Source organism: Planococcus notacanthi (genome assembly GCF_030407825.1).
Lineage (GTDB): Bacteria > Bacillota > Bacilli > Bacillales_A > Planococcaceae > Planococcus > Planococcus notacanthi.
Window position 1 is genome coordinate 1 of sequence record NZ_JASDCQ010000002.1, and the last position, 21,916, is coordinate 21,916.

19 protein-coding genes are annotated in these 21,916 nt (G+C 44.1%); 13 read left to right on the plus strand and 6 right to left on the minus strand.

The genetic code is table 11. The features are described 5' to 3' along the window. Positions 1-642: 642 nt before the first annotated feature. The 6 genes from gyrA to dnaA all read right to left on the minus strand — a co-directional run bounded on the left by gyrA (position 643) and on the right by dnaA (position 9,450). On the minus strand, positions 643-3,225 hold the full coding sequence (gene gyrA, locus QMA01_RS07465) for a DNA gyrase subunit A (RefSeq protein WP_191714523.1): 2,583 nt from the start codon (positions 3,223-3,225) through the stop codon (positions 643-645). Between the two features lie 30 nt (positions 3,226-3,255). Beyond that, entirely contained in the window at positions 3,256-5,184 is a 1,929-nt protein-coding gene (gyrB, locus tag QMA01_RS07470) for a DNA topoisomerase (ATP-hydrolyzing) subunit B (RefSeq protein ID WP_191714524.1), read from the minus strand. Between the two features lie 164 nt (positions 5,185-5,348). After that, positions 5,349-6,461, minus strand: a complete 1,113-nt coding sequence (gene recF, locus QMA01_RS07475) for a DNA replication/repair protein RecF (protein ID WP_191714525.1) — start codon at positions 6,459-6,461, stop codon at positions 5,349-5,351. After that, positions 6,451-6,690 carry a S4 domain-containing protein YaaA gene (gene yaaA, locus QMA01_RS07480; protein ID WP_146555346.1) on the minus strand — a complete coding sequence of 80 codons (240 nt, stop codon included), beginning with the start codon at positions 6,688-6,690 and terminating at the stop codon, positions 6,451-6,453. Before yaaA ends, recF begins: the two co-directional genes overlap by 11 nt. 106 nt (positions 6,691-6,796) lie before the next feature. Next, the gene (gene dnaN / locus QMA01_RS07485) at positions 6,797-7,933 is read right to left on the minus strand and encodes a DNA polymerase III subunit beta (protein WP_203340396.1); all 1,137 of its coding nucleotides are present in this window, start codon (positions 7,931-7,933) and stop codon (positions 6,797-6,799) included. Between the two features lie 173 nt (positions 7,934-8,106). Further along, positions 8,107-9,450: a chromosomal replication initiator protein DnaA gene (gene dnaA, locus QMA01_RS07490; protein WP_191714527.1), complete on the minus strand. Its 1,344-nt coding sequence runs from the start codon at positions 9,448-9,450 to the stop codon at positions 8,107-8,109. 491 nt (positions 9,451-9,941) lie between these two features. Between dnaA and rpmH the strand changes: the two genes are divergently transcribed. The 13 genes from rpmH to QMA01_RS07555 all read left to right on the plus strand — a co-directional run bounded on the left by rpmH (position 9,942) and on the right by QMA01_RS07555 (position 21,853). After that, positions 9,942-10,079, plus strand: a complete 138-nt coding sequence (rpmH, locus tag QMA01_RS07495; protein WP_038705267.1) for a 50S ribosomal protein L34 — start codon at positions 9,942-9,944, stop codon at positions 10,077-10,079. 80 nt (positions 10,080-10,159) lie between these two features. Further along, entirely contained in the window at positions 10,160-10,501 is a 342-nt protein-coding gene (gene rnpA / locus QMA01_RS07500; RefSeq protein ID WP_191714528.1) for a ribonuclease P protein component, read from the plus strand. A gap of 60 nt (positions 10,502-10,561) precedes the next feature. Beyond that, complete coding sequence (gene yidC / locus QMA01_RS07505) at positions 10,562-11,341, plus strand: membrane protein insertase YidC (RefSeq protein ID WP_191714529.1); 780 nt, start codon at positions 10,562-10,564, stop codon at positions 11,339-11,341. After that, entirely contained in the window at positions 11,338-12,084 is a 747-nt protein-coding gene (gene jag / locus QMA01_RS07510) for an RNA-binding cell elongation regulator Jag/EloR (protein WP_290183524.1), read from the plus strand. Before yidC ends, jag begins: the two co-directional genes overlap by 4 nt. A 464-nt stretch (positions 12,085-12,548) precedes the next feature. Then, positions 12,549-13,934 carry a tRNA uridine-5-carboxymethylaminomethyl(34) synthesis GTPase MnmE gene (mnmE, locus tag QMA01_RS07515; protein ID WP_290183525.1) on the plus strand — a complete coding sequence of 462 codons (1,386 nt, stop codon included), beginning with the start codon at positions 12,549-12,551 and terminating at the stop codon, positions 13,932-13,934. A 22-nt stretch (positions 13,935-13,956) separates the two neighbouring features. Next, on the plus strand, positions 13,957-15,846 hold the full coding sequence (gene mnmG / locus QMA01_RS07520; protein WP_290183526.1) for a tRNA uridine-5-carboxymethylaminomethyl(34) synthesis enzyme MnmG: 1,890 nt from the start codon (positions 13,957-13,959) through the stop codon (positions 15,844-15,846). Positions 15,847-15,985: 139 nt separating this feature from the next. Beyond that, positions 15,986-16,699, plus strand: coding sequence for a 16S rRNA (guanine(527)-N(7))-methyltransferase RsmG (gene rsmG, locus QMA01_RS07525; protein WP_290214660.1), 714 nt, complete (start codon positions 15,986-15,988; stop codon positions 16,697-16,699). Between the two features lie 86 nt (positions 16,700-16,785). Further along, complete coding sequence (noc, locus tag QMA01_RS07530; RefSeq protein ID WP_290183527.1) at positions 16,786-17,652, plus strand: nucleoid occlusion protein; 867 nt, start codon at positions 16,786-16,788, stop codon at positions 17,650-17,652. 155 nt (positions 17,653-17,807) lie between these two features. Continuing rightward, entirely contained in the window at positions 17,808-18,569 is a 762-nt protein-coding gene (locus QMA01_RS07535) for a ParA family protein (protein WP_191714535.1), read from the plus strand. Beyond that, positions 18,562-19,395, plus strand: a complete 834-nt coding sequence (locus tag QMA01_RS07540) for a ParB/RepB/Spo0J family partition protein (RefSeq protein ID WP_290183528.1) — start codon at positions 18,562-18,564, stop codon at positions 19,393-19,395. The genes QMA01_RS07535 and QMA01_RS07540 overlap by 8 nt, the downstream gene beginning before the upstream one ends. A 617-nt stretch (positions 19,396-20,012) precedes the next feature. After that, on the plus strand, positions 20,013-20,726 hold the full coding sequence (locus tag QMA01_RS07545; RefSeq protein ID WP_290214661.1) for a DUF554 domain-containing protein: 714 nt from the start codon (positions 20,013-20,015) through the stop codon (positions 20,724-20,726). 19 nt (positions 20,727-20,745) lie between these two features. Next, the gene (locus tag QMA01_RS07550; protein WP_290214662.1) at positions 20,746-21,633 is read left to right on the plus strand and encodes a mechanosensitive ion channel family protein; all 888 of its coding nucleotides are present in this window, start codon (positions 20,746-20,748) and stop codon (positions 21,631-21,633) included. 19 nt (positions 21,634-21,652) lie between these two features. Then, positions 21,653-21,853, plus strand: a complete 201-nt coding sequence (locus QMA01_RS07555; protein ID WP_146555360.1) for a DUF951 domain-containing protein — start codon at positions 21,653-21,655, stop codon at positions 21,851-21,853. Positions 21,854-21,916: the final 63 nt, after the last annotated feature.

Below are 21,916 nucleotides of genomic sequence, written 5' to 3' on the forward strand. Positions count from 1 at the left end.
CAACTAATATACCATGCTCACGTAATAGAAGTCAACACTTTCTGCAAAAAACTTTAAAACTAATAAAAAGCCTGTGATGAAAATGAAAAAACTGAAGTTTTGCCAAAGAATAAGGCTTGCAGTAAAGCCTTGATCCAGTCTGCAGATACCGCAGGATCCACTCTATAATCTTTGCAGCATGTGCTGTTGCTGTCTTACTGCAAAAGAAAGACTTTACCGAAAAGCTCGCTGGCTACCAAAAACTGATCAACTACAAGGCGGCGCCGAACAGTCCAACTTTCAAAGACTGGACCATCATGTTCTATAGAATTCCGGCTTTTATAAAAACGAAAGCTCTCAATTACTTTTCTTTTTCTCTTAATGATAGAAGAAACAGACGCTACTGCATTCGTACGACTCTAATCCGTTTGTTCAATCCGGAAGATTCATTCTCACCGCATAACTCTCTAAACTGCCAGTGTTTCAGCTAAGAAAATTCTTATCGCCTCAAGAAATTCCCATCGTCTTCCTGCCACGCATCAAAAGCCATGGCTGAACTGCAGTTCCCGCTCCTGCAGGCGAGAATGTCCGCATTCTTTCACTGCTCGCTGTTTCCATAAAAAAAAGCCGGCTGAATATGATCAGCCGGCTGCAAAAATTCAATTATTCTTCGTCTTCTTCTGGAGTTTCTTCTATATCATCAATCTTCTCATCAGCTACAACGTCTTCGTCTTGGAAAACATCTGCTTCAGCACTTTCTTCGATCAAAGTTTTCTCAACATCTTCATCGATGTCTTCCAGATCGTCAGGCATTTCAATATCTTTCTTCACTTTAGCTACAGTTGCCACAATTTCATCTTCACCCAATCGGATCAACCGAACGCCTTGTGTGCTTCTGCCCGTCGTTGAAATATCGTTGACATCCATACGGATCAAAATGCCATTGACGGTAATCAGCATAATATCTTCTGTTCCATTCACCGTCCGTACCGCAACAAGAGGTCCGTTTTTGTCGGTGATCTGGCAAGTCTTGATTCCCATACCGCCTCGGGATTGAACGCGGTACTCGGATTCTTTCGTCTGTTTGCCGTATCCTTTTTCCGTGATGACCAATACATTGTCGTTTGGATCCAAAATCTCCATGCCGACCACTGCATCTCCTTCACGAAGACGGATGCCCCGAACGCCACTGGCAGTTCGGCCCATGCTGCGGATATCGGTTTCAGGGAATCGGATCAAGGCACCGTCTCTAGTACCGATGACCATTTCCTTATTGCCGTCTGTCAGCTTCACTGAAATCAGTTCGTCTTCTTCACGAAGGCTGATGGCAATCAAACCGTTTTGGCGAATGTTGGCATAATTCGTCACAGGGGTCCGTTTGCTGACTCCTTCACGCGTCGTAAAGAAGAAGAATGCATCTTCTTTGAATTCATTGACACGAATAACAGCTGTGACTTTCTCTTCCTTGCCGATTTCCAACAAGTTGACCAATGGCAAGCCTTTGGCAGTACGGCCGTATTCAGGAATCTGATAGCCTTTTTTACGGTATACTTTCCCTTTGTTGGTGAAGAACAGGATCGTATCGTGAGTAGACGTGTACAGCAAATGTTCGACGAAATCATCTTCGTTTGTACCCATTCCCTGCACGCCGCGCCCTCCACGTTTCTGGCTGCGGTAAGTATTGGCTGGAAGACGTTTGATATAGCCATTATGCGTCAGCGTCAATACAGATGCTTCCACTGGAATCAAATCTTCGTCTTCAAACATTTCCGCTCCGCCGGTTGTGATTTCAGTTCTCCGTTTGTCGCTGAAACGTTCTTTTATTTCAAGCATTTCTTCCTGGATGATTTCAAGAATGCGGTATTCATTCGCTAAAATCTCTTTAAGGTCATCAATCAATTTGACAAGAGCTTGATATTCTTCTTCAATTTTGTCTCTTTCCAATCCAGTCAAACGCTGTAGGCGCATATCTAAAATGGCCTGAGATTGGCGTTCAGTCAAGTTGAAGTCGGACATCAGCCCATTGCGTGCCTGCTCAGCAGTCTGTGATCCACGGATCAAGGCGATGATTGCATCAATGTGGTCCAATGCAATACGCAGTCCTTCAAGGATATGTGCGCGGTCTTCCGCTTTCGTCAATTCAAATTGCGTACGGCGGCGAATCACTACTTTTTGGTGCTCCAGGTAGTGGAACAGAATTTCTTTTAGGCCAAGAACTTTTGGATGGCCGTCTACAAGCGCCAGCATATTAATACCGAAGCTTGTCTGCATAGCGGTTTGTTTGTACAAGTTATTCAATAACACACTCGCACTCGCATCTCTGCGCACTTCAATAACGATGCGCATGCCGTTGCGGTCAGACTCATCCCGAAGGTCGGTGATGCCATCAATCCGCTTGTCGCGTACAAGCTCGGCAATTTTTTCGATCAACCGGGCTTTATTCACCTGGAAAGGAATTTCGTTGACGATGATGACTTCCTTGCCGTTGGCTTTTGTTTCAATATCGACTACTGAACGGATCAGGATGGAACCTTTGCCCGTTTCATAGGCACGGCGAATGCCGCTGCGCCCAAGGATGATGCCGCCGGTCGGGAAATCAGGTCCTGGAATGAATTCCATCAGCTCTTCCGTAGTAATTGCCGGGTTTTCAGCCAATGCTAAAACAGCATCAATGGTTTCACCCAAATGATGAGGGGGAATATTGGTAGCCATACCAACTGCAATGCCTGAAGTTCCGTTGACCAATAAATTCGGGAAACGGCTCGGCAAAACAACCGGCTCTTTTTCTTGTCCATCGTAGTTGTCTCTGTAATCAATTGTGTTTTTGTTCAAATCACGGAGCAATTCCATAGAAATTTTCGACATTTTGGATTCCGTGTAACGCATCGCAGCTGCTGAATCGCCATCAACCGACCCGAAGTTACCGTGTCCATCTACCAGCATATAACGGTAGCTGAAATCCTGTGCCATGCGGACCATTGTTTCATAAACAGCTGTGTCACCGTGGGGATGGTATTTACCAATAACATCTCCGACAATACGCGCTGATTTTTTATAGCCTTTGTCTGAAGTGATCCCTAAATCGTACATTGCATAAAGAATGCGGCGATGGACAGGTTTCAGTCCATCACGCACATCCGGTAAAGCACGGGAAACGATAACGCTCATTGCGTAATCCAAAAATGAAGTCCGCATTTCCGTACTTATATTTATTTCTTCAACACCACTGCTAGGCCGTTCAGCCATACCTGCAGCCTCCTCTCAACTCTCTATCACTTAAACGTCCAAATTTTTAACGTATTTCGCATTTTCTTCGATAAAGTTACGGCGTGGTTCGACGTCGTCTCCCATTAGGATATGGAAAGTTTCGTCCGCCACCATCGCATCGTTTAATGTCACCTGGAGCAATGTCCGAACATCCGGATCCATTGTCGTATCCCATAGCTGTGTAGCGTTCATTTCTCCAAGCCCTTTATATCGTTGAATATTCGGTTTCGGTGTCGGAGACAATTTTTCAAGCGCCTCTTTTAACTGTTGGTCTGTGTAAACATAATCCACGTGCTTGCCTTGTTTGATTTGGAACAAAGGCGGCTGGGCAATATAAATATAGCCTGCTTCAAGCAATGGACGCATGTAGCGGAAAAAGAACGTCAGCAGCAAGGTGCGGATATGGGCACCATCGACGTCCGCATCGGTCATGATGACGACTTTATGGTAGCGTGCTTTTTCCAAATTGAATTCCTCGCCAATCCCTGTTCCAAGCGCTGTAATGATGTTGCGGATTTCAGCGTTGGTAAGAATCCGGTCAAGACGGGCTTTTTCTACGTTGAGGATTTTCCCACGAAGCGGCAGGATCGCTTGGAAATGGCGATCACGCCCTGATTTTGCAGAACCGCCGGCTGAGTCGCCCTCAACGATATAGATTTCACTGACTTTCGGATCCCGTGATGAACAATCTGCCAATTTACCTGGAAGACTGGATACTTCAAGCACGGATTTGCGGCGCGTGAATTCACGTGCTTTTTTAGCGGCCATCCGTGCATGGGAAGCCATGATGCCTTTTTCAACAATTTTTCGCGAAACGGAAGGATTCTCCAATAAGAACCGCTCAAATCCGCCAGAGAATAAATTATTGACGATTGTGCTGACTTCCGTATTGCCCAGTTTGGTTTTTGTCTGGCCTTCAAACTGGGGATCCGGATGCTTAATGGAAATGATGGCAGTCAAGCCTTCACGCACATCGTCACCCGTCAAGTTAAGATCCTGCTCTTTTAACATGCCATTTTTGCGGCCATAATCATTGACCACACGAGTCAAAGCAGTTTTAAAGCCCGATTCGTGCGTTCCGCCTTCATGGGTATTGATGTTGTTGGCGAATGAAAAGATGTTCGCTGCATAGCCGGCATTGTATTGCATAGCTACTTCAACAGTGATTCCTTCTCTTTCGGCTTCAACGAAAATCGCTTCTTCATGAAGTGGATCTTTTGTTTTATTCAAGTGTTCGACATAGGACTTGATGCCGCCCTCAAAATGATAGTTCTTCTCTTTCTCTTCACCTTCACGCTCATCTCTTACCACGATTTTCAAGCCGCGATTCAAATAGGCAAGCTCACGAAGGCGGTGATCAAGAATATCAAACTCGTAAACGGTCGTTTCTTTGAAAATTTCAGAATCTGCTTTAAAACGAATCGTTGTGCCGGTATGTTCTGAATCACCGATCACGTGAAGATCTTCTGTTACGGCACCACGTTCGAACTTGATGTAATGGCGTTTTTCGTCACGGTTGACGTATACTTCCGTAACTTCAGACAAAGCGTTGACGACCGAAGCCCCAACACCGTGGAGGCCGCCGGATACTTTGTAACCGCCGCCCCCGAATTTACCGCCAGCGTGCAATACCGTCATAATAACTTCAACTGCCGGGCGCCCCATTTTTTCCTGCATGCCGACAGGGATTCCGCGTCCGTTGTCTTCTACGCGAATCCAGTTGTCCGGTTCGATTGAGACTTGGATTTCTGTACAATGACCTGCCAATGCCTCATCTATACTGTTATCAACGATTTCCCAAACCAAATGGTGAAGTCCTCTTGAACCCGTAGAACCGATATACATACCCGGTCTTTTACGAACGGCTTCCAATCCTTCCAATACTTGAATCTGATTGGCTTCATATGATTCCTGTAGACCTTTTTCTTCCATAGACATTCCATTCACCTGCTCTTTCTTACGCATTTCTTTCTCTTGTATAAACAAACTCTTGATTTCCAAACAGACAAGCAGCCGCACAAAAACAGCCGGCATCTGATTTTCTTATTAAATGACGGCTCAGCTATTCAAAGGATATGTGCGGGTGCATAAGGCATTTGTTTTCACTTCTTGACTGTCCCGGCAGAAACCTCAAACAAGCGGGCACTTTGAATCGTTTCGTGCTGGATGCCTTCCACACTGGTTGTTGTGACAAACGTTTGGACAGACCCCTTGATCGTATTCAATAAATGCGATTGCCTGTAATCATCCAATTCGGAAAGGACGTCATCCAGCAACAGGATCGGCGCTTCTCCGACTTCTTGCTTGATCAATTCGATTTCCGCCAATTTTAGAGACAATGCAGTGGTGCGTTGCTGTCCCTGTGAGCCGTAAGTCTGGACATCATAACCATTCACGAAAAATTGAAGTTCATCACGGTGTGGACCCACCAGCGTCACTCCGCGTTCGATTTCCCGTTTTCGGACCTCTGCCAATTTCTGCTCTAAAAAAGACGCCATTTCCTCAGGCGTCCAGTCGGGCTTTAAACCGTTGATCGGCTGATAACGGATTTCAAGTTGTTCCAGCCCCCGGGAAATGCCGTGATGGATCGGTTCAGCCCACTTCTGCAAAAGCTCCATAAACTGATACCGCTTGCGGATGATTTTGACAGCCGACTCGATAAATTGTTCGGTATAAACGTCAAACATGACGTCATTGATTGTTTGTTTCCCATAATGTTGCTTTAATATATGATTTCTTTGTTTGAGGAGTTTTTGATAAGTTACTAAATCATGCAGATAAACTGGAGAAATTTGTCCAATTTCCATATCAATGAACCGTCTGCGGACCTGTGGACTGCCTTTTACAAGATGCAGATCTTCAGGAGCAAACATCACGACATTCAATTGGCCGACATAATCACTCAGCCTGCGTTGTTCCAAATGATTGACTTTCGCTTTCTTCCCTTTTTTTGACAATGTAATTTCAAGGGGCAGTTTGCCGTATTTACGGTAAACATCAGCTTTTATTTTACCATATTCGGCGTCCCAGCGTATCAATTCCTTGTCATTGGAAGTGCGATGGGATTTAGCCATGGATAAAACATACAAGGATTCCATGATATTGGTTTTTCCTTGTGCATTCTCTCCTATAAAGACGTTGATGTCTGGAGAAAACTCCAGTTCCAGCGTTTCGTAGTTTCGATAATTGACAAGCTCGAGGCGGTCAATCCGCATCGAAGCTCATGCCTTCAGCCGTCACGATACGAAAATCTCCAAACCCTGGAATGTTGACCAGATCATCAGGGCGCAATTTGCGGCCTCTGCGGTTTTCAGCTTCCCCGTTTACAAAAACTTCGTGTTCGCCTAAGAACCATTTGGCCATTCCGCCAGAACTTATCGTGTCTGTCATTTTCAATAATTGGCCAAGCGTAATATATTCAGTCTCAATCCCGATTTCTCTCAAAATGCACTCATCCTTCGATTCATAGTCTATCCCTTTATTTTACCCTATTTTAGCTAAAAAGTAAAAAGGATAGCCTATATGGCTATCCTGAGGGTCTGTTTTAAATTTAATAGGTTCGGACGGGAAGAATAAGCTGCAAAATTGAATCATCCAATGCCGATTTTAAAATGAACGGGCGCATCGCTCCAGTGAACTGGATGACGACATCTTGTCCATCGATCGCTTTCAATGCATCCATCATAAATTTGGCACTGAAAGAGATTTTCAATTCTTCTCCTTCGATGCTTTGTGCTTGAAGCTGCTCTTCTACTTTCCCGACTTCCGGAGAATTAGATGAAACTTCAACTTCACTGCCGGAATTTGTGGAGAAGCGTACAACGTTATTGCGTTCTTCTCTTGCCAGCAAGGATGCACGGTCAATTGCCTGAAGCAATGAACGGCCGTTTACAGTGACAGTTGTTTTGTATTCTGCCGGAATCAGGCGGCTGGTGTCCGGATAGTTCCCTTCCAATAGACGGGAAAAGAATAAAATGTGTTTGGATTTGAAGAGAACCTGCTGGTTGGTCATGACGATTTCCACTGCTTCAGAAGTGTCATCCAGAATTTTATTCAATTCAGTCAAACTCTTGCCGGGAATGACCACACTGTATTCCCCTTCTGGCAAAGTTTCGAGTTTTGTTTTGCGGCGTGCCAAACGGTGGCTGTCAGTTGCTACACAAACCAGCTCCCCGTCTTTGACTTCCCAATGGACGCCTGTCAGTACAGGACGTGTTTCAGAACTTGATACGGCAAATACAGTTTCTCGGTTAATGGTCTTCAATAGATCTGCTGGAATGGTAAACAGGCGATCATCTTGAATATCAGGCAATTGTGGATAATCCATTGCATCCAACCCGATTAAATGGAATTCAGACTTCCCTGAACGAATATGAGTCTGGAAATTTCCTGTGATTTCGATTTCCACTTCATTTGTTGGCAATTTACGGATGATTTCACCAAAAACTTTGGCTTGAAGAACAATGCTTCCTCCATCGGTTACTTGGATGATCTGCTCTCCATCTTCTTCAGCTGGAATAAACGTTTGGATCGTGATGTCAGAATCACTTCCTGTCAATCTCATTCCTTCAGAAGAAACGTCCATTTTAATTCCCGTCAAAATCGGAATGGTCGTTTTTGAACTTACTGCTTTCATTACATCGTTTAATCCTTCAACTAGTCGCTCACGTTTTATCTCGAATTTCATTCTCGAACCTCGCTTATATATATATTTTATTTAAAGGCTTTTAAAGTAATAGTAGTAGTAGGGCCTGTGAATATGTGGATAAGCCCTTTAAAGTCAATAAAAGCAGCTTATCCACATGTAGACAGTCTGTGCATAAACTGCTTGCTTATTTATTGGGTTATCCACAAGGGATTTTACTTGCCGAGTGAACTTTTGATGTCTTTTACATCTTGCTGAAGCTGTTGATTGTCTTTCAGCATCTTAGAAATTTTGTCGTGCGCATGAATAACCGTCGTATGATCACGGCCTCCGAATTCTTCACCAATTTTCGGCAAAGAGAAATCGGTCATTTCACGGGACAAATACATCGCCACTTGGCGCGGATAAGCAATGTCCTTGGTGCGGCGTTTTGTTTTGAAATCTTCTAGTTTGACGTTGAATTGCTCACCGACCGCGTTTTGGATGTCCAAAATCGTAATCACTTTCGGCTTGGAATTCGGCATGATGTCTTTTAAGGCTTCAGCTGCCAATTCTGCACTCATATCACGGTTGATGAGAGAGGAGTAAGCCACAACACGGATCAAAGCCCCTTCCAATTCACGGATATTGGAGTCGATGGAGTTGGCAATATAGGTCATAACGTCGTTTGGAATATCCAAACCATCAGCTTTTGCTTTTTTGCGCAAAATGGCGATGCGTGTTTCCAGATCAGGCGGGGTAATATCAGTGATTAAGCCCCATTCAAAGCGGGAGCGGAGCCGATCTTCCAGTGTTGGAATTTCTTTTGGCGGCCGATCACTCGAAATGATGATCTGTTTGGATTCTTCATGCAGCGTGTTGAATGTATGGAAGAATTCTTCCTGGGTCTGCTCTTTGCCCGCTAAAAACTGGATGTCATCAATCAAAAGAATATCGACACCTCTGTATTTATCGCGGAATTCTCCAGTTTTATTGTCACGGATCGAATTGATGAATTCGTTCGTAAATTTTTCCGAAGATAAGTAAACCACTTTAGCATTCGGGTTGTGTTCGAGGACATAATGTCCGATTGCGTGCATTAAATGTGTCTTCCCAAGTCCTACTCCCCCATAGATAAACAGCGGGTTATAAGCTTTTGCTGGAGCTTCGGCCACGGCCAAAGAGGCGGCATGGGCAAAGCGGTTACCTGAACCAATGACAAATGTGTCAAAAGTATATTTAGGGTTCAGCATACCAGGCAAAAACTCTTGCTGCTGGTCTTGCCCCGGTTTAATGCGAGGTGCAGGGAGTTGAAAATCATCCATATCCTGATCTTTTGGCACAACAAATTTAATCATCATATCATCGCCGGTGGAATCCGATAAGATCCCTGTAATCAAATGGACGTAATGGTTTTCCAACCAATCACGTGCAAAAGAATTAGGCGCTGAAATAGTGACTGTATCATCCTGGTAGGATAAAAGCTTTGTCGATTTTAACCATGTTTCAAAACTTGGTTTGGAGATTTTGGTTTCAACTTGGGCTAAGACACTCGACCATAGTTCGTCTAAGTGTTCCAATAGCTCGTCTCCTTTATATGCAATTATATTTTAGAGTATACCATACACAAAACCACAGCTTGTGGATAACATTTGCAAACAAGGTGGTGAATAACTATCCACACCTTACCCACAATTTGTGGATAACTTATTTAGGGTGAAAACTGTTAACAAGTGAAAACAAGTTAATGTTACCAAAAAAGATGAGACAACACAAGAAGTTCTTTAAGTTATCCACATTTCTTTTTTTGTTCACATTGGATCTATCCACAAGGAGTTCTTATGTTAAAAAACTGTAGATAAGGCATGTGGATAATTATTTTTTAGAAAAAATTAATGCACAGGGGATCAAGGGATAAAAAAAGAAACTGTGTATAACTTAAGAGATGGAGAAGAAGAGGATCTGAAGAGGTTTTACAATAAGATATTGACATTTATACCCGTGCGCCTTTATAATAGTCGAGACTGTCTTTAGAAAAATAGTTAACTCTTTATATAGGAGGTGTCTTATAATGACATTGCGCACATATCAACCAAATACACGTAAGCACAGCAAAGTACACGGCTTCAGAGCACGTATGAGCACAAAAAACGGACGCAGAATCATCGCTGCACGCCGTCGCAAAGGAAGAAAAGTATTATCAGCTTAAGTCCACTGACCGCATCAGTGGTCTTTTTTTCTTTTCTGCTGCATTTTAGCGGAGAGGCATTAAAATAAGCAGGTGAAAGAATGAACAAGCACCAACGGATCAAGAAGAACAAAGAGTTCCAGCATGTTTTCAAAAAAGGAAAATCTTTTGCGAATCGGCAGTTTATTGTTTACGTATTAAAAGGTGAGCAGCCCGAATTTCGCCTGGGATTGTCCGTCAGCAAAAAAGTAGGAAATGCAGTAGCCCGCAACCGTGTTAAACGGTATATCCGGCAAACGTTCCTGGAATTGAAGGACGATTTGCTGCCGAATGCAGACTACATTATCATCGCCCGACCACAGGCGGCCACATTGGATTTTCATGAAAGCAAGAAAAGTCTTGAACACGTATTGAAAATAGCACGTGCATTACCCAAGAAGTAGAAGACCGTGCCGAATAGATGTTATTATAGAAGTAATTGAAATTAGTTTGGGGGAAGAAGGGTGAATAAGAAATTAGTTTTACTTATTTCACTGATTGCAGTTACGTTGCTGCTTTCCGGCTGTACGGAGTTTGATCAGCCAATCAGTGACCAGAGTGAAGGGTTTTGGAACGAATTTATCGTTTGGCCGTTAGTATCAGCCATCACGTACTTCAAGAATTTACTGGGAACTTATGGTTTCGGGATTATTGCCGTTACGATCATCATCAGATTGGTAATGCTTCCATTGATGATCAAACAAACGAAAAGTTCGAAGCGGATGCAGGAAGTACAGCCTGAACTTGTTAAGTTAAAAGAAAAGTACAAGTCGAAAGATGCTGTAACGCAACAGAAATACCAAACAGAAATGATGGCGTTGTTCCAGGAAAAAGGCGTTAATCCGATGGCAGGTTGTTTGCCTGTCTTGATCCAAATGCCTGTCTTGATTGGGTTCTATCACGCAATCAGCCGAATGAACAACACACCTGAAATCGATTTGGGAGCGTTTCTCATCTTCCCATTGGCAGAACCAAGCATTATTTTAGCGGTAATCGCAGGGTTGATGCAGTTTATCGTTTTGCGGACTGGACCAGCTATGGACAATCCACAAATGAAGATCATGATGTATTTCATGCCGGTAATGATCATTGGATTTGGTATTATCTTGCCGTCCGCATTGACACTTTACTGGGTTATTGGAAATATCATTTCACTTATTCAAAACCTGTTCATCTACCGTCCATGGGAGAAAAAAGAAGTGCAGCAACCTGTTAAAACGAAAGCAGGAGGGGTTAAAAAGTGAAACAGATTACGCAGACGGGTTTAACTGTTGAAAACGCGATATCTGAAGCATTAGAAAAACTCCAAGTTACACGTGAAGAAGTGAGCATCAAGATTATCCAGGAGCAGAAAAAGGGTTTTTTCGGATTTGGGGCCAAAAAAGCAGAAGTTGAAGTCACAGTAATCGAAAAAATGCCGATTTCGGAAAAATCGCTGGATGAAACATCAGAAAAACTTGAAGAAATTCAGGGGAAACCTGAATTATTGCCTGAAAAAGAGGAAGAAGAGGAAGCGATTCCGGTTCTTTCCAATGAACAAGCAATCCAAGAGACAAAAAATTACATCCAATCCATTGCGGAAGGCATGAAAATTGAGGACTTATCGATTACGCATGAGCAGCGTGGGAAAAAAGTGAATTTTTACTTGGAAAGCGAAAAAGTGGCGATGCTGATCGGAAAACGGGGACAAACCTTGAACTCCCTTCAGCAATTGGCACAGCTTGTTGCCAATAAATACTCAAATCAGTTTATGATGGTCGAATTGGACGCTGAGAATTACCGGGAGCGCCGCCAGGAGACGCTGGAGCAGTTGGCAGACCGGATGGCGGACAAAGCGATCCGGACTGGTGGGCGTGTACAGTTCGAACCGATGCCTTCTTATGAAAGAAAAGTCATTCATCAGGCGTTATCAAGACGTCTAGACATTGATACGCATTCTGAAGGAAAAGATCCGAACCGTTATTTGGTCATTGAACCTCATAAATAAGCTTGAATCCGCCGATCTGGCGGTTTTTTTTATGCCGAATATGCTGCTTCAAACAAGAATTTCTATGGTTTTCCCGAAATCTCTGTATTTCTTATATAGCTAAGCGGCTGCAGTGATTAAAAAGATAGGGAAGTTTCAGTTTCTGCATGAAAAATGAAATTTGAATTGTTGGAAAGCCGGAAATACGGAGATTTCGCGTTAAACCAAGCCAATACAAAAAGCTTTGTGAACTTTTGAAGCGGAATTTTATTAAGGCGAAGCGCTGTGTCTTTTGATTTCAGCCGTTTTATGCTATTGTAATATGTTAGAAAGCCATGTAAATTTATTGGTTGTCCACATGTGGACAACTTTTTTAAAGCTCAAAATAAAGTTATGAACATAGATTTGAGTAATCGGGCTGCCGCGTTGTTTTATTTGTTATCCACAGACAGCGCGAACGCTTTTCTTTAAGAGGAGGAAACATCATGGAATTCGACACAATCGCTGCGATATCGACACCGAGCGGAGAAGGGGCAATTGCCATCGTCCGTTTGAGTGGTCCGGAAGCAGTAGCTATTGCGGATAAATTATTCCGGGCTCCCAGCAAAAAAATGTTGGCTGAGCAACCAACGCATACCATCCATTACGGACATCTCGAAGATCCGGCGACAGAGGAAGTAGTGGAGGAGGTTATGGTCTCCCTCATGAAAGCCCCTAAAACCTTCACACGTGAAGATGTCATTGAAATCAATTGCCACGGTGGAATTGTTTCAGTCAATCGAGTACTGGAATTGGCGTTGCGCGCAGGAGCAAGACTTGCAGAGCCTGGAGAGTTCACCAAACGGGCATTTTTGAACGGCCGCATCGATTTGTCGCAGGCAGAAGCAGTGATGGATTTGATTCGCGCGAAGACGGATCGTGCCATGGATGTTGCACTCAACCAGATGGAAGGCCGGCTATCCAAGCTGATCGGTACATTGCGCCAGGCATTACTGGAATCAATTGCCCAAATGGAAGTGAACATCGATTATCCGGAATACGACGATGTGGAAGAAATGACACGTCCGGTTATGCTGGAAAAATCAAAATGGGTGCAATCGGAAATCGAGAAATTGCTGCAGACTTCCTCACAAGGCAAAATTTTGCGAGAAGGGCTTTCAACCGTCATTTTGGGGCGTCCCAATGTCGGAAAATCTTCTTTATTGAACAGCCTTGTTCAGGAAAATAAAGCCATTGTCACAGAAATAGCGGGAACAACCCGTGATATAATAGAGGAATACGTAAATGTCCGTGGTGTTCCATTGCGTTTAGTCGATACGGCAGGCATCCGGGAAACGGAAGACATTGTCGAACGGATCGGTGTTGAACGTTCACGAAAAGTGTTGAAGGAAGCGGATTTAATTCTTTACGTTCTGAATTATGCAGAAGCACTGACTCCGGAAGATGAGCTGCTGTTTGAAACAGTCAAGGATATGGACTATATTGTCGTTATCAATAAAACCGATTTGCCGCAGAAAATCGACTTGGAACAAGTGCAGAGACTGGCGGGCGATAAATTGTTGGTGACCACTTCTCTGATTGAAGAAGAAGGGATCGATCAGCTTGAAGAAGCGATTGCTGACCTGTTCTTCCAGGGAGAGATCGAAGCAGGGGACATGACCTATGTATCCAATGTGCGGCACATCGCATTGCTGCATCAGGCACACCAAACTATTTCAGATGCGATCGGAGCAGCCGAAATGGAAGTTCCCGTGGATATGATTCAAATTGATGTCACTCGAACTTGGGAAATCCTTGGCGAAATTATTGGAGATACCGCAGATGACGGCCTCCTGAACCAATTATTCTCTCAGTTCTGTCTAGGGAAATAAAACTCGAAGGGAATGAACGAACATGCCACAATACGAAGCAGGCACGTTCGATGTCATCGTCGTAGGCGCAGGACATGCAGGAGCGGAAGCCGCTCTTGCATCTGCACGGATGGGCGCTAAAACGCTTGTTTTGACGATGAATCTGGATATGATCGCATTCATGCCATGCAACCCATCAATCGGTGGGCCGGCGAAAGGCATTGTCGTACGGGAAATTGACGCACTTGGCGGAGCCATGGGGCGCGTTATCGATAAAACACACATTCAAATGAGAATGTTGAATACAGCTAAAGGACCGGCTGTACGCGCTTTGCGTGCACAGGCGGACAAAGTGCTTTACCAACAGGAAATGAAGCGCTTGATGGAAGAAGAACCGAATTTAACTTTGCATCAAGGCATTGCTGAGGAATTGGTTGTGGAAGATGGTAAAGTACAAGGGTTGATTACGCAGGTAGGAGGCATTTACCGTGCCAAATCCGTCGTTATTACAACAGGGACATTCCTGCGCGGCGAAATCATCATTGGGGATCTGCGTTATTCAAGCGGACCGAACAACCAGCAGCCATCTATTAAATTGGCAGAAAACCTGGAAAAACTCGGCTTTGAAACGGTCCGTTTCAAAACGGGTACGCCTCCACGCGTCAACAGCAACAGCATTGACTACAGCAAAACCGAAATTCAGCCCGGCGATGAAGTGCCGCGCGCTTTCGGCCATGAGACCACCGAATACATTACAGATCAACTGCCATGCTGGTTGACGTATACAAATGAAAAGACTCATCAAATCATTGATGACAACCTGCATCTGTCGCCGATGTATTCCGGGATGATCAAAGGAACCGGGCCACGCTATTGTCCGTCAATCGAAGACAAGGTTGTCCGTTTCAATGACAAACCACGCCATCAGATCTTCCTGGAGCCGGAAGGCCGTAATACGCGCGAGGTTTACGTACAGGGCCTTTCAACCAGTTTGCCGGAACATGTCCAACGGCAGCTCCTGGAATCGATTCCAGGGCTTGAGAAGGCGGAAATGATGCGTGCCGGTTATGCCATCGAATACGATTCTATCGTGCCGACGCAATTGTGGCCGACATTGGAGTCGAAACAGATTGAGAATCTTTATACTGCCGGCCAGATCAACGGAACTTCCGGTTATGAAGAAGCGGCTGGCCAAGGATTAATGGCCGGCATCAACGCAGCAGCTAAAGTGTTAGGCAAAGATGAAGTCATTCTGAGCCGCTCTGATGCTTATATCGGTGTATTGATCGATGACCTGGTGACAAAAGGAACCAACGAACCTTATCGCTTGTTGACTTCCCGTGCGGAATACCGCTTATTGCTCCGTCATGACAATGCAGATATGCGGTTGACGGATCTTGCCTACTCAATCGGCATGATTACAGAAGAGCGTTACGTGAAATACTTGGCGAAAAAAGAGCGCATTGAAGAAGAAATCAAGCGTTTGAGAAGCATCATGATCAAGCCGAACGAAATGACCCAGCAAGTGATTCGCGACGCAGGCGGCAGTGAATTGAAGGATGGCATTCGCGGAGCGGATTTATTGAAGCGTCCGGAAATGACCTATGACATGATTTCACAGCTGACAACCTCAGTAGTGGATCTGGAAGACGAAGTAAAAGAGCAAGTCGAAATTCATATCAAATATGAAGGCTATATCGAAAAATCATTGCAGCAGGTTGATAAACTCAAAAAAATGGAGAATAAAAAAATTCCGGAAAATATTGATTATCATGCCATTTCAGGAATCGCGACAGAAGCGCGTGGAAAACTTGCGGAAGTCCGTCCGCTTTCCATCGCACAGGCTTCCCGCATCTCTGGCGTGAATCCGGCTGACATATCCATCTTATTGGTGTATATTGAACAAGGAAAGATCGCTAAGATTTCAGTGTAAACATTCAGGTGGGAGCACCTGTTCGATATCATGGGATTCCCATGAACAAAAGGCATAAGCTAGACAACAGAATGGGCTGGCTCACACCAGCCCATTTGCTTTTACATAGAAACCCCATAACAAGAGGGAGGAAGCCAACTTGAATGAACAACAGTTTAAAGATGCCCTCAGCGAAAAAGGGATCCTTTTAACAGAGGAGCAACTTGAACAATTCCGGGTTTACCATAAGGAACTGGTTGAGTGGAATGAGAAAATGAACCTCACTGCAATTACGGAACAATCTGCTGTTTACTTAAAACACTTCTATGACTCCATTACTGCAGCTTTTTATATAGACTTTACAAAACCGATGAAGATTTGCGATGTCGGTGCCGGTGCAGGATTCCCCAGTATCCCACTAAAAATTTGTTTTCCCCATATCGAGGTTACGATTGTGGATTCATTGAACAAACGCATTCAATTCCTGGAGCATTTGAGTAGCGAACTTGGCCTAACGAAAGTGAAATTTGTTCATTCGCGGGCAGAAGATTTTGGCCAGTCGAACGATCGTGAAAGCTACGATTTGGTGACAGCACGTGCAGTAGCCAGACTGTCGGTATTGGCCGAGTTGTGTGTGCCTCTTGTTAAAAAAGGCGGCATATTTGCTGCTATGAAAGCTGCGTCAGCATCAGACGAATTGGAAACTGCCGAAAAAGCGTTGCAGAAGCTTGGAGTGAAATTGGAAGCTGTTCATTCGTTCCTGCTGCCAGTGGAAGAGAGCGAACGCTATATTCAGGTCTTTAAAAAGTTTAAGGAAACACCAAAGAAATACCCAAGAAAAGCTGGAGTTCCCAATAAATCGCCAATCTCGTAATGTTTCACGTGGAACATTTTTGTCGACGGAATAATAGCGATGAAGATTCAGCAGCTAAGTGAGCTTGCAAAAGGTGGTGCTTGAGGATGAAAAGTCCTTTTTCCCGTTTCTTCGGAGGCGGCGATAAAGCGAATGATACAGCGAAGAAGGAAGCGGCAGACCATAAAACTTCAGAAGAAGTCATTAAGCTGCCGCTCGACAAAATACATGCCAATAAATATCAGCCGAGAACGGTCTTCGATCAGGAAAAGATTGAAGAATTGGCAAGAACTATCCACGTTCATGGGGTTATCCAACCGATTGTAGTACGGAAGTCCGAGAGTGAAGGGCAGTATGAGATCATAGCAGGGGAACGGCGCTTCCGTGCTATGAAGTCACTCGAATGGACAGAAGTACCGGCCATCGTCCGGAACTTGAGTGACAAAGAGACAGCCTCCATTGCATTGATTGAAAATCTTCAGCGCGAAGAACTTACTTCAATTGAAGAAGCCCATGCTTACCAAAATCTGCTGGAAATCCAGGAGATCACACAGGAAGCATTGGCCCAGCGTCTTGGAAAAGGCCAATCGACAGTGGCTAACAAGCTGCGGCTATTGAAGTTGCCGGAAGAAATCCAAACAGCGTTGTTGAACCGTTTGTTGACGGAACGGCATGCAAGAGCTCTTCTGAAAGTGAAAGACGCAGAGCTTCAGCACAAATTGTTCGAGGAAACGATTGAAGAGAGCTTGAATGTAAAACAGTTGGAGGAAAAAGTGAGCAAGCTGCTCACGCCTCAACCGAAAAAACCGAAAGCCCGCAGAAAAGCATTTAGCCGAGATATGCGCATTGCGATGAACACCATTAAAGAGTCCTTGAACATGGTTTCCAAAAGTGGAATCGATTTGACGGCAGAAGAAGAAGAACACGAAGATTATTACCAAATCACAGTGAAAATTCCGAAAAAGAAATCGTAAAGGCTCTTTCCTTCTAGGAAAGAGCTTTTTTTACTAGCTTTGCCATCATATTGTTGAAAAATTTTGATACAATAGGAAAATGGAGCCTGCCAAAATAGCAAAAATAGAGGTTCCGCAGTAAAATGAAGAGAGTATTAAAGAAAGTTGGTGCAAGTGTGGGTAGAACTATTGCGATCGCCAATCAAAAGGGCGGCGTAGGGAAAACAACGTCTTCAGTGAACTTAAGTGCCTGCCTTGCTTATTTGGGCAAAAAAGTTCTGTTAATAGATATCGATCCTCAAGGGAATGCCACGAGTGGAGTGGGCGTAAACAAAGGGGATGTCGATCAATGCATCTATGAAGTTTTGATTGATGATGTAGATGTAAAGAGCACGATTATGGAAACCAAGGTAGAGAATCTCCATGTGGTTCCTGCAACCATTTCGCTTGCGGGTGCTGAAATCGAATTGGTTTCAACCATTTCAAGAGAAGCGCGCTTGAAAAACGCCTTGGCAGAAGTCAAAGATATGTACGATTACATAATCATTGATTGTCCACCGTCATTAGGGTTGTTGACCTTGAATTCATTGACGGCGTCTGATGCGATCATTATTCCGGTGCAATGCGAATACTATGCGTTAGAAGGACTAAGCCAATTATTAAGTACTATTCGCTTAGTGCAAAAGCATTTAAATCATGATTTAATGATTGATGGTGTATTGTTGACCATGTTGGATGCCCGCACAAATTTGGGCATGCAAGTAATTGAAGAAGTGAAGAAATACTTCCAGGATAAAGTTTACAAGACCATTATTCCCCGGAATGTGAGACTCAGCGAAGCACCAAGCCATGGAGAGCCAATTATCATCTATGATCCAAAATCCAGAGGCGCAGAAGTGTATTTAGAATTGGCGAAGGAAGTGATTCATAATGGCTAAAGGATTAGGAAAAGGCATCAATGCATTGTTTCCTGGTGAAACAATCAATGAAGCGGATAAAGTAACTCAAATCAACATCAGTAAAATAGGTGCAAACCCATACCAACCACGCAAAATTTTTGACCAGGCAGCTTTAGAGGAACTGGCGGAGTCCATTAAGGAACACGGTATCCTGCAGCCGATTGTCGTCAGAAAAACAGGCGAAAAATTTGAATTGGTGGTAGGGGAACGCCGTTTCCGAGCAGCCAAATTGATAAAATTAAAAGAAGTTCCCGCAATCGTTAAAGAGCTGACAGATCAGCAAATGATGGAACTTGCTATATTAGAAAATCTTCAACGTGAAGACTTAACGCCGATTGAAGAAGCAGAAGCTTACCAGAAATTGATGGAAGCTCTAAGTTTAACGCAAGAGCAACTTGCTTTCCGCTTAGGGAAAAGCCGTCCTCATATCGCCAACCATGTCCGTCTGTTGGCTTTGCCTGCAAATGTTCGCAAACTCATTTCTGACAAGGAATTATCGATGGGCCATGGACGTACGCTGCTAGGTTTAAGAAGCAAAAAACTTATTCCGGAAACTGCGGAAAAAGTGGTCAAGGAAAACCTCAATGTGCGTCAGCTTGAAAATCTCGTACAGCGATTGAACGAAGATGTTCCACGTGAAACAATTGAAAAAAAGAAAGATATTTTTATAGAAGAAAAGCAATCTGAGTTAAGAGATCGTTTCGGTACGAATGTACAAATCAAGAAGAGCAAGAACAAGGGGAAAATTGAAATCGAGTTTTTCTCAGAAGATGATCTGGAGCGGATTTTAGAGTTGTTAAGCTGACGAGTGCCTATTTCCCAAAATGGGAAATAGTTTCAGACTGTAGACAAAGTCTATTCAAAATGCATAACAGTGTATACCTCCAACCAGGCTGGCCACTTCGCTTTCCGTGGGCTCAGCTTCAGCCTCCTCGTCACTGGCGTTCCTGCGGGGTCTTCAGCTTTCGCTGTTCCCACAGGAGTCTTCGTGGCCAACCCGGTTGGAAGCGTCCTGCTTCAAAAAAGAGAGTAAGCTAGTCAGTCACATAAAAAACAGCTTAGATGAAACGAATCATCACGTGACTGAAAGATCCGAAGCGCAAGGCGGCGACTCCTGCGGGATAGCGAAGTGTCGAAATCCACTCGGACCCGAGTCCGAGTTAGTTCGGCGCGAGCCCGCGGAAAGCGTCCGCCTGGAGCGCAGGATCTGGTGTAAACAAGATAAAATGAACAATTATTCTTTAAAAGATATCACTATTCTTTTGTCTACAAGCTGTGCCTATTTCCCAAAATGGGAAATAGGTTCTGTTTTTGATAGGTGAAATACGGTGGGAATTGGACGAAGACGTAAGCTCGACCTTCAAAAGAGGGAGAAGAGAGTCGGAGAAGAATTAACGCATATTGTGGGAGAGGAGAAATGAAGTGGTTCTCTTAGGGACGTTTATAAATGCGATGTTAATTGTAGTAGGAACCATTATTGGACGGGCTCTTCGCAATATTCCTGACAAGATGAAAGAGACGGTCATGTATGTGATTGGACTGGCGGTCATTGTGCTTGGTTTGCAGATGGGATTTGAAAGCCGAAATTTCGTCATTGTCATCATCAGTCTGGTACTTGGAGCGGTTCTTGGAGAATGGGCAGATCTGGATGGCAAACTGAATGCCTTTGGCCATTGGATTGAGCGCATGTTGGGAGCAAAAGAAAGCAAAGGCAGCATCGCACAAGGGTTTGTAACTGCCACCTTGATTTTTGTCATCGGAGCGATGGGAATTATCGGGGCAATGGAGAGCGGCTTGAGCAATGAACACGGAGTGCTGATCTCCAAAGGGATCATTGATGGATTCACATCTATTGTCTTGGCTTCTACACTTGGTTTTGGTGTTTTGCTTGCTGCCGTTCCTGTATTTGTTTATCAGGGTTTGATTGCTTTGTTTGCTACTCAAATCAGTCGGGCTATTCCAGATGCTGCATTGGATATGTTCATTATGGAAATGACTGCGACAGGCGGCGTTATGATCGCTGCCATCGGTTTGAATATGATGGGTCTTACGAAAATTAGAGTGGCCAACCTATTGCCTGGAATATTGGTGGTCGGAATAGTGGTTACGGTCATCTATAAATTTAACTTGATGTAAGAGGTAGGAAGGTGAAAGAGTGAATTTAGAGAAAATAACGCATGAAATAACAACTGTATTGTCGGACCAGGAGATGTGGATTGACTTGGTTGTCATTTTGTTGAAAGTGGTTTTGATCACCATCGCTGCGGTTGTACTGGTGAAAGTTTTGCGTGTTGTCATCCGTAAAACATTTTCTGTACGCATTAAAGGGCCATTGCTATACAACGAACGCCGGCAACAAACCTTGTCGAAGCTATTGTCCAACGTTATAGCCTATGTCGTGTATTTCATAGCAGCTGTTTCGATTTTATCGACGTTTACAATTGATATTACCGGCTTGATCGCCGGAGCTGGGGTGCTCGGCTTAGCCGTTGGTTTTGGGGCGCAAAACCTGGTGCGCGATGTGATTACAGGGTTTTTCATTATTTTTGAAGATCAGTTTTCAGTGGGGGATTACGTCCGCATTGGTGCTGCAGAAGGCACTGTCGAAGAAATCGGTTTGCGGACAACAAAAGTGAAAGCATGGACAGGGGAGCTGTTTATATTCCCTAACGGCACCATAACAGATGTCGTAAACTTTTCGATTCACAATTCCATTGCGGTCGTCGATGTCAATATTTCGTATGAATCAGATATTACCCGCGTGGAAAGTTTGATTATGGAATTTTTGGACGGTCTCCAGGATCGCTACGAACAAATCATCAAACCGGCTGAATTGCTGGGTGTCCAAAATTTGACGACCACTGAAATTGTCATGCGGATCACTGCAGAGACATTGCCGATGCAGCATTTCGCTGTAGCCAGAGGAATGCGGCGCGACTTGAAGGACTTCCTTGATCATCGTGGAGTCGAAATCCCGTATCCACGTATGGTAATGATGCAACGTTCTCCAGAAGAAGCGCTTGGAAAAAACGCAAACAGTTAATATAGAAGGAGGCAGGCTCATGGAAATGAAGGAGTTTGGACTGAACGATATAGTTGAAATGAAGAAAGGCCATCCGTGTGGAGCTAATGCGTGGAAGATTATCCGTATGGGGGCTGATGTCCGGATTAAATGTGAGGGCTGCCAGCATAGTGTCATGCTGCCGCGTATGGAATTCAATAAGAAAATGAAAAAAGTTTTAGTAAAAGCCGAAGCGGAATGAAAAATGGACATTTTCAGGTTCTATTCCTATAATGGAATGGTTGTGTAAAAAATAATTCGTTTT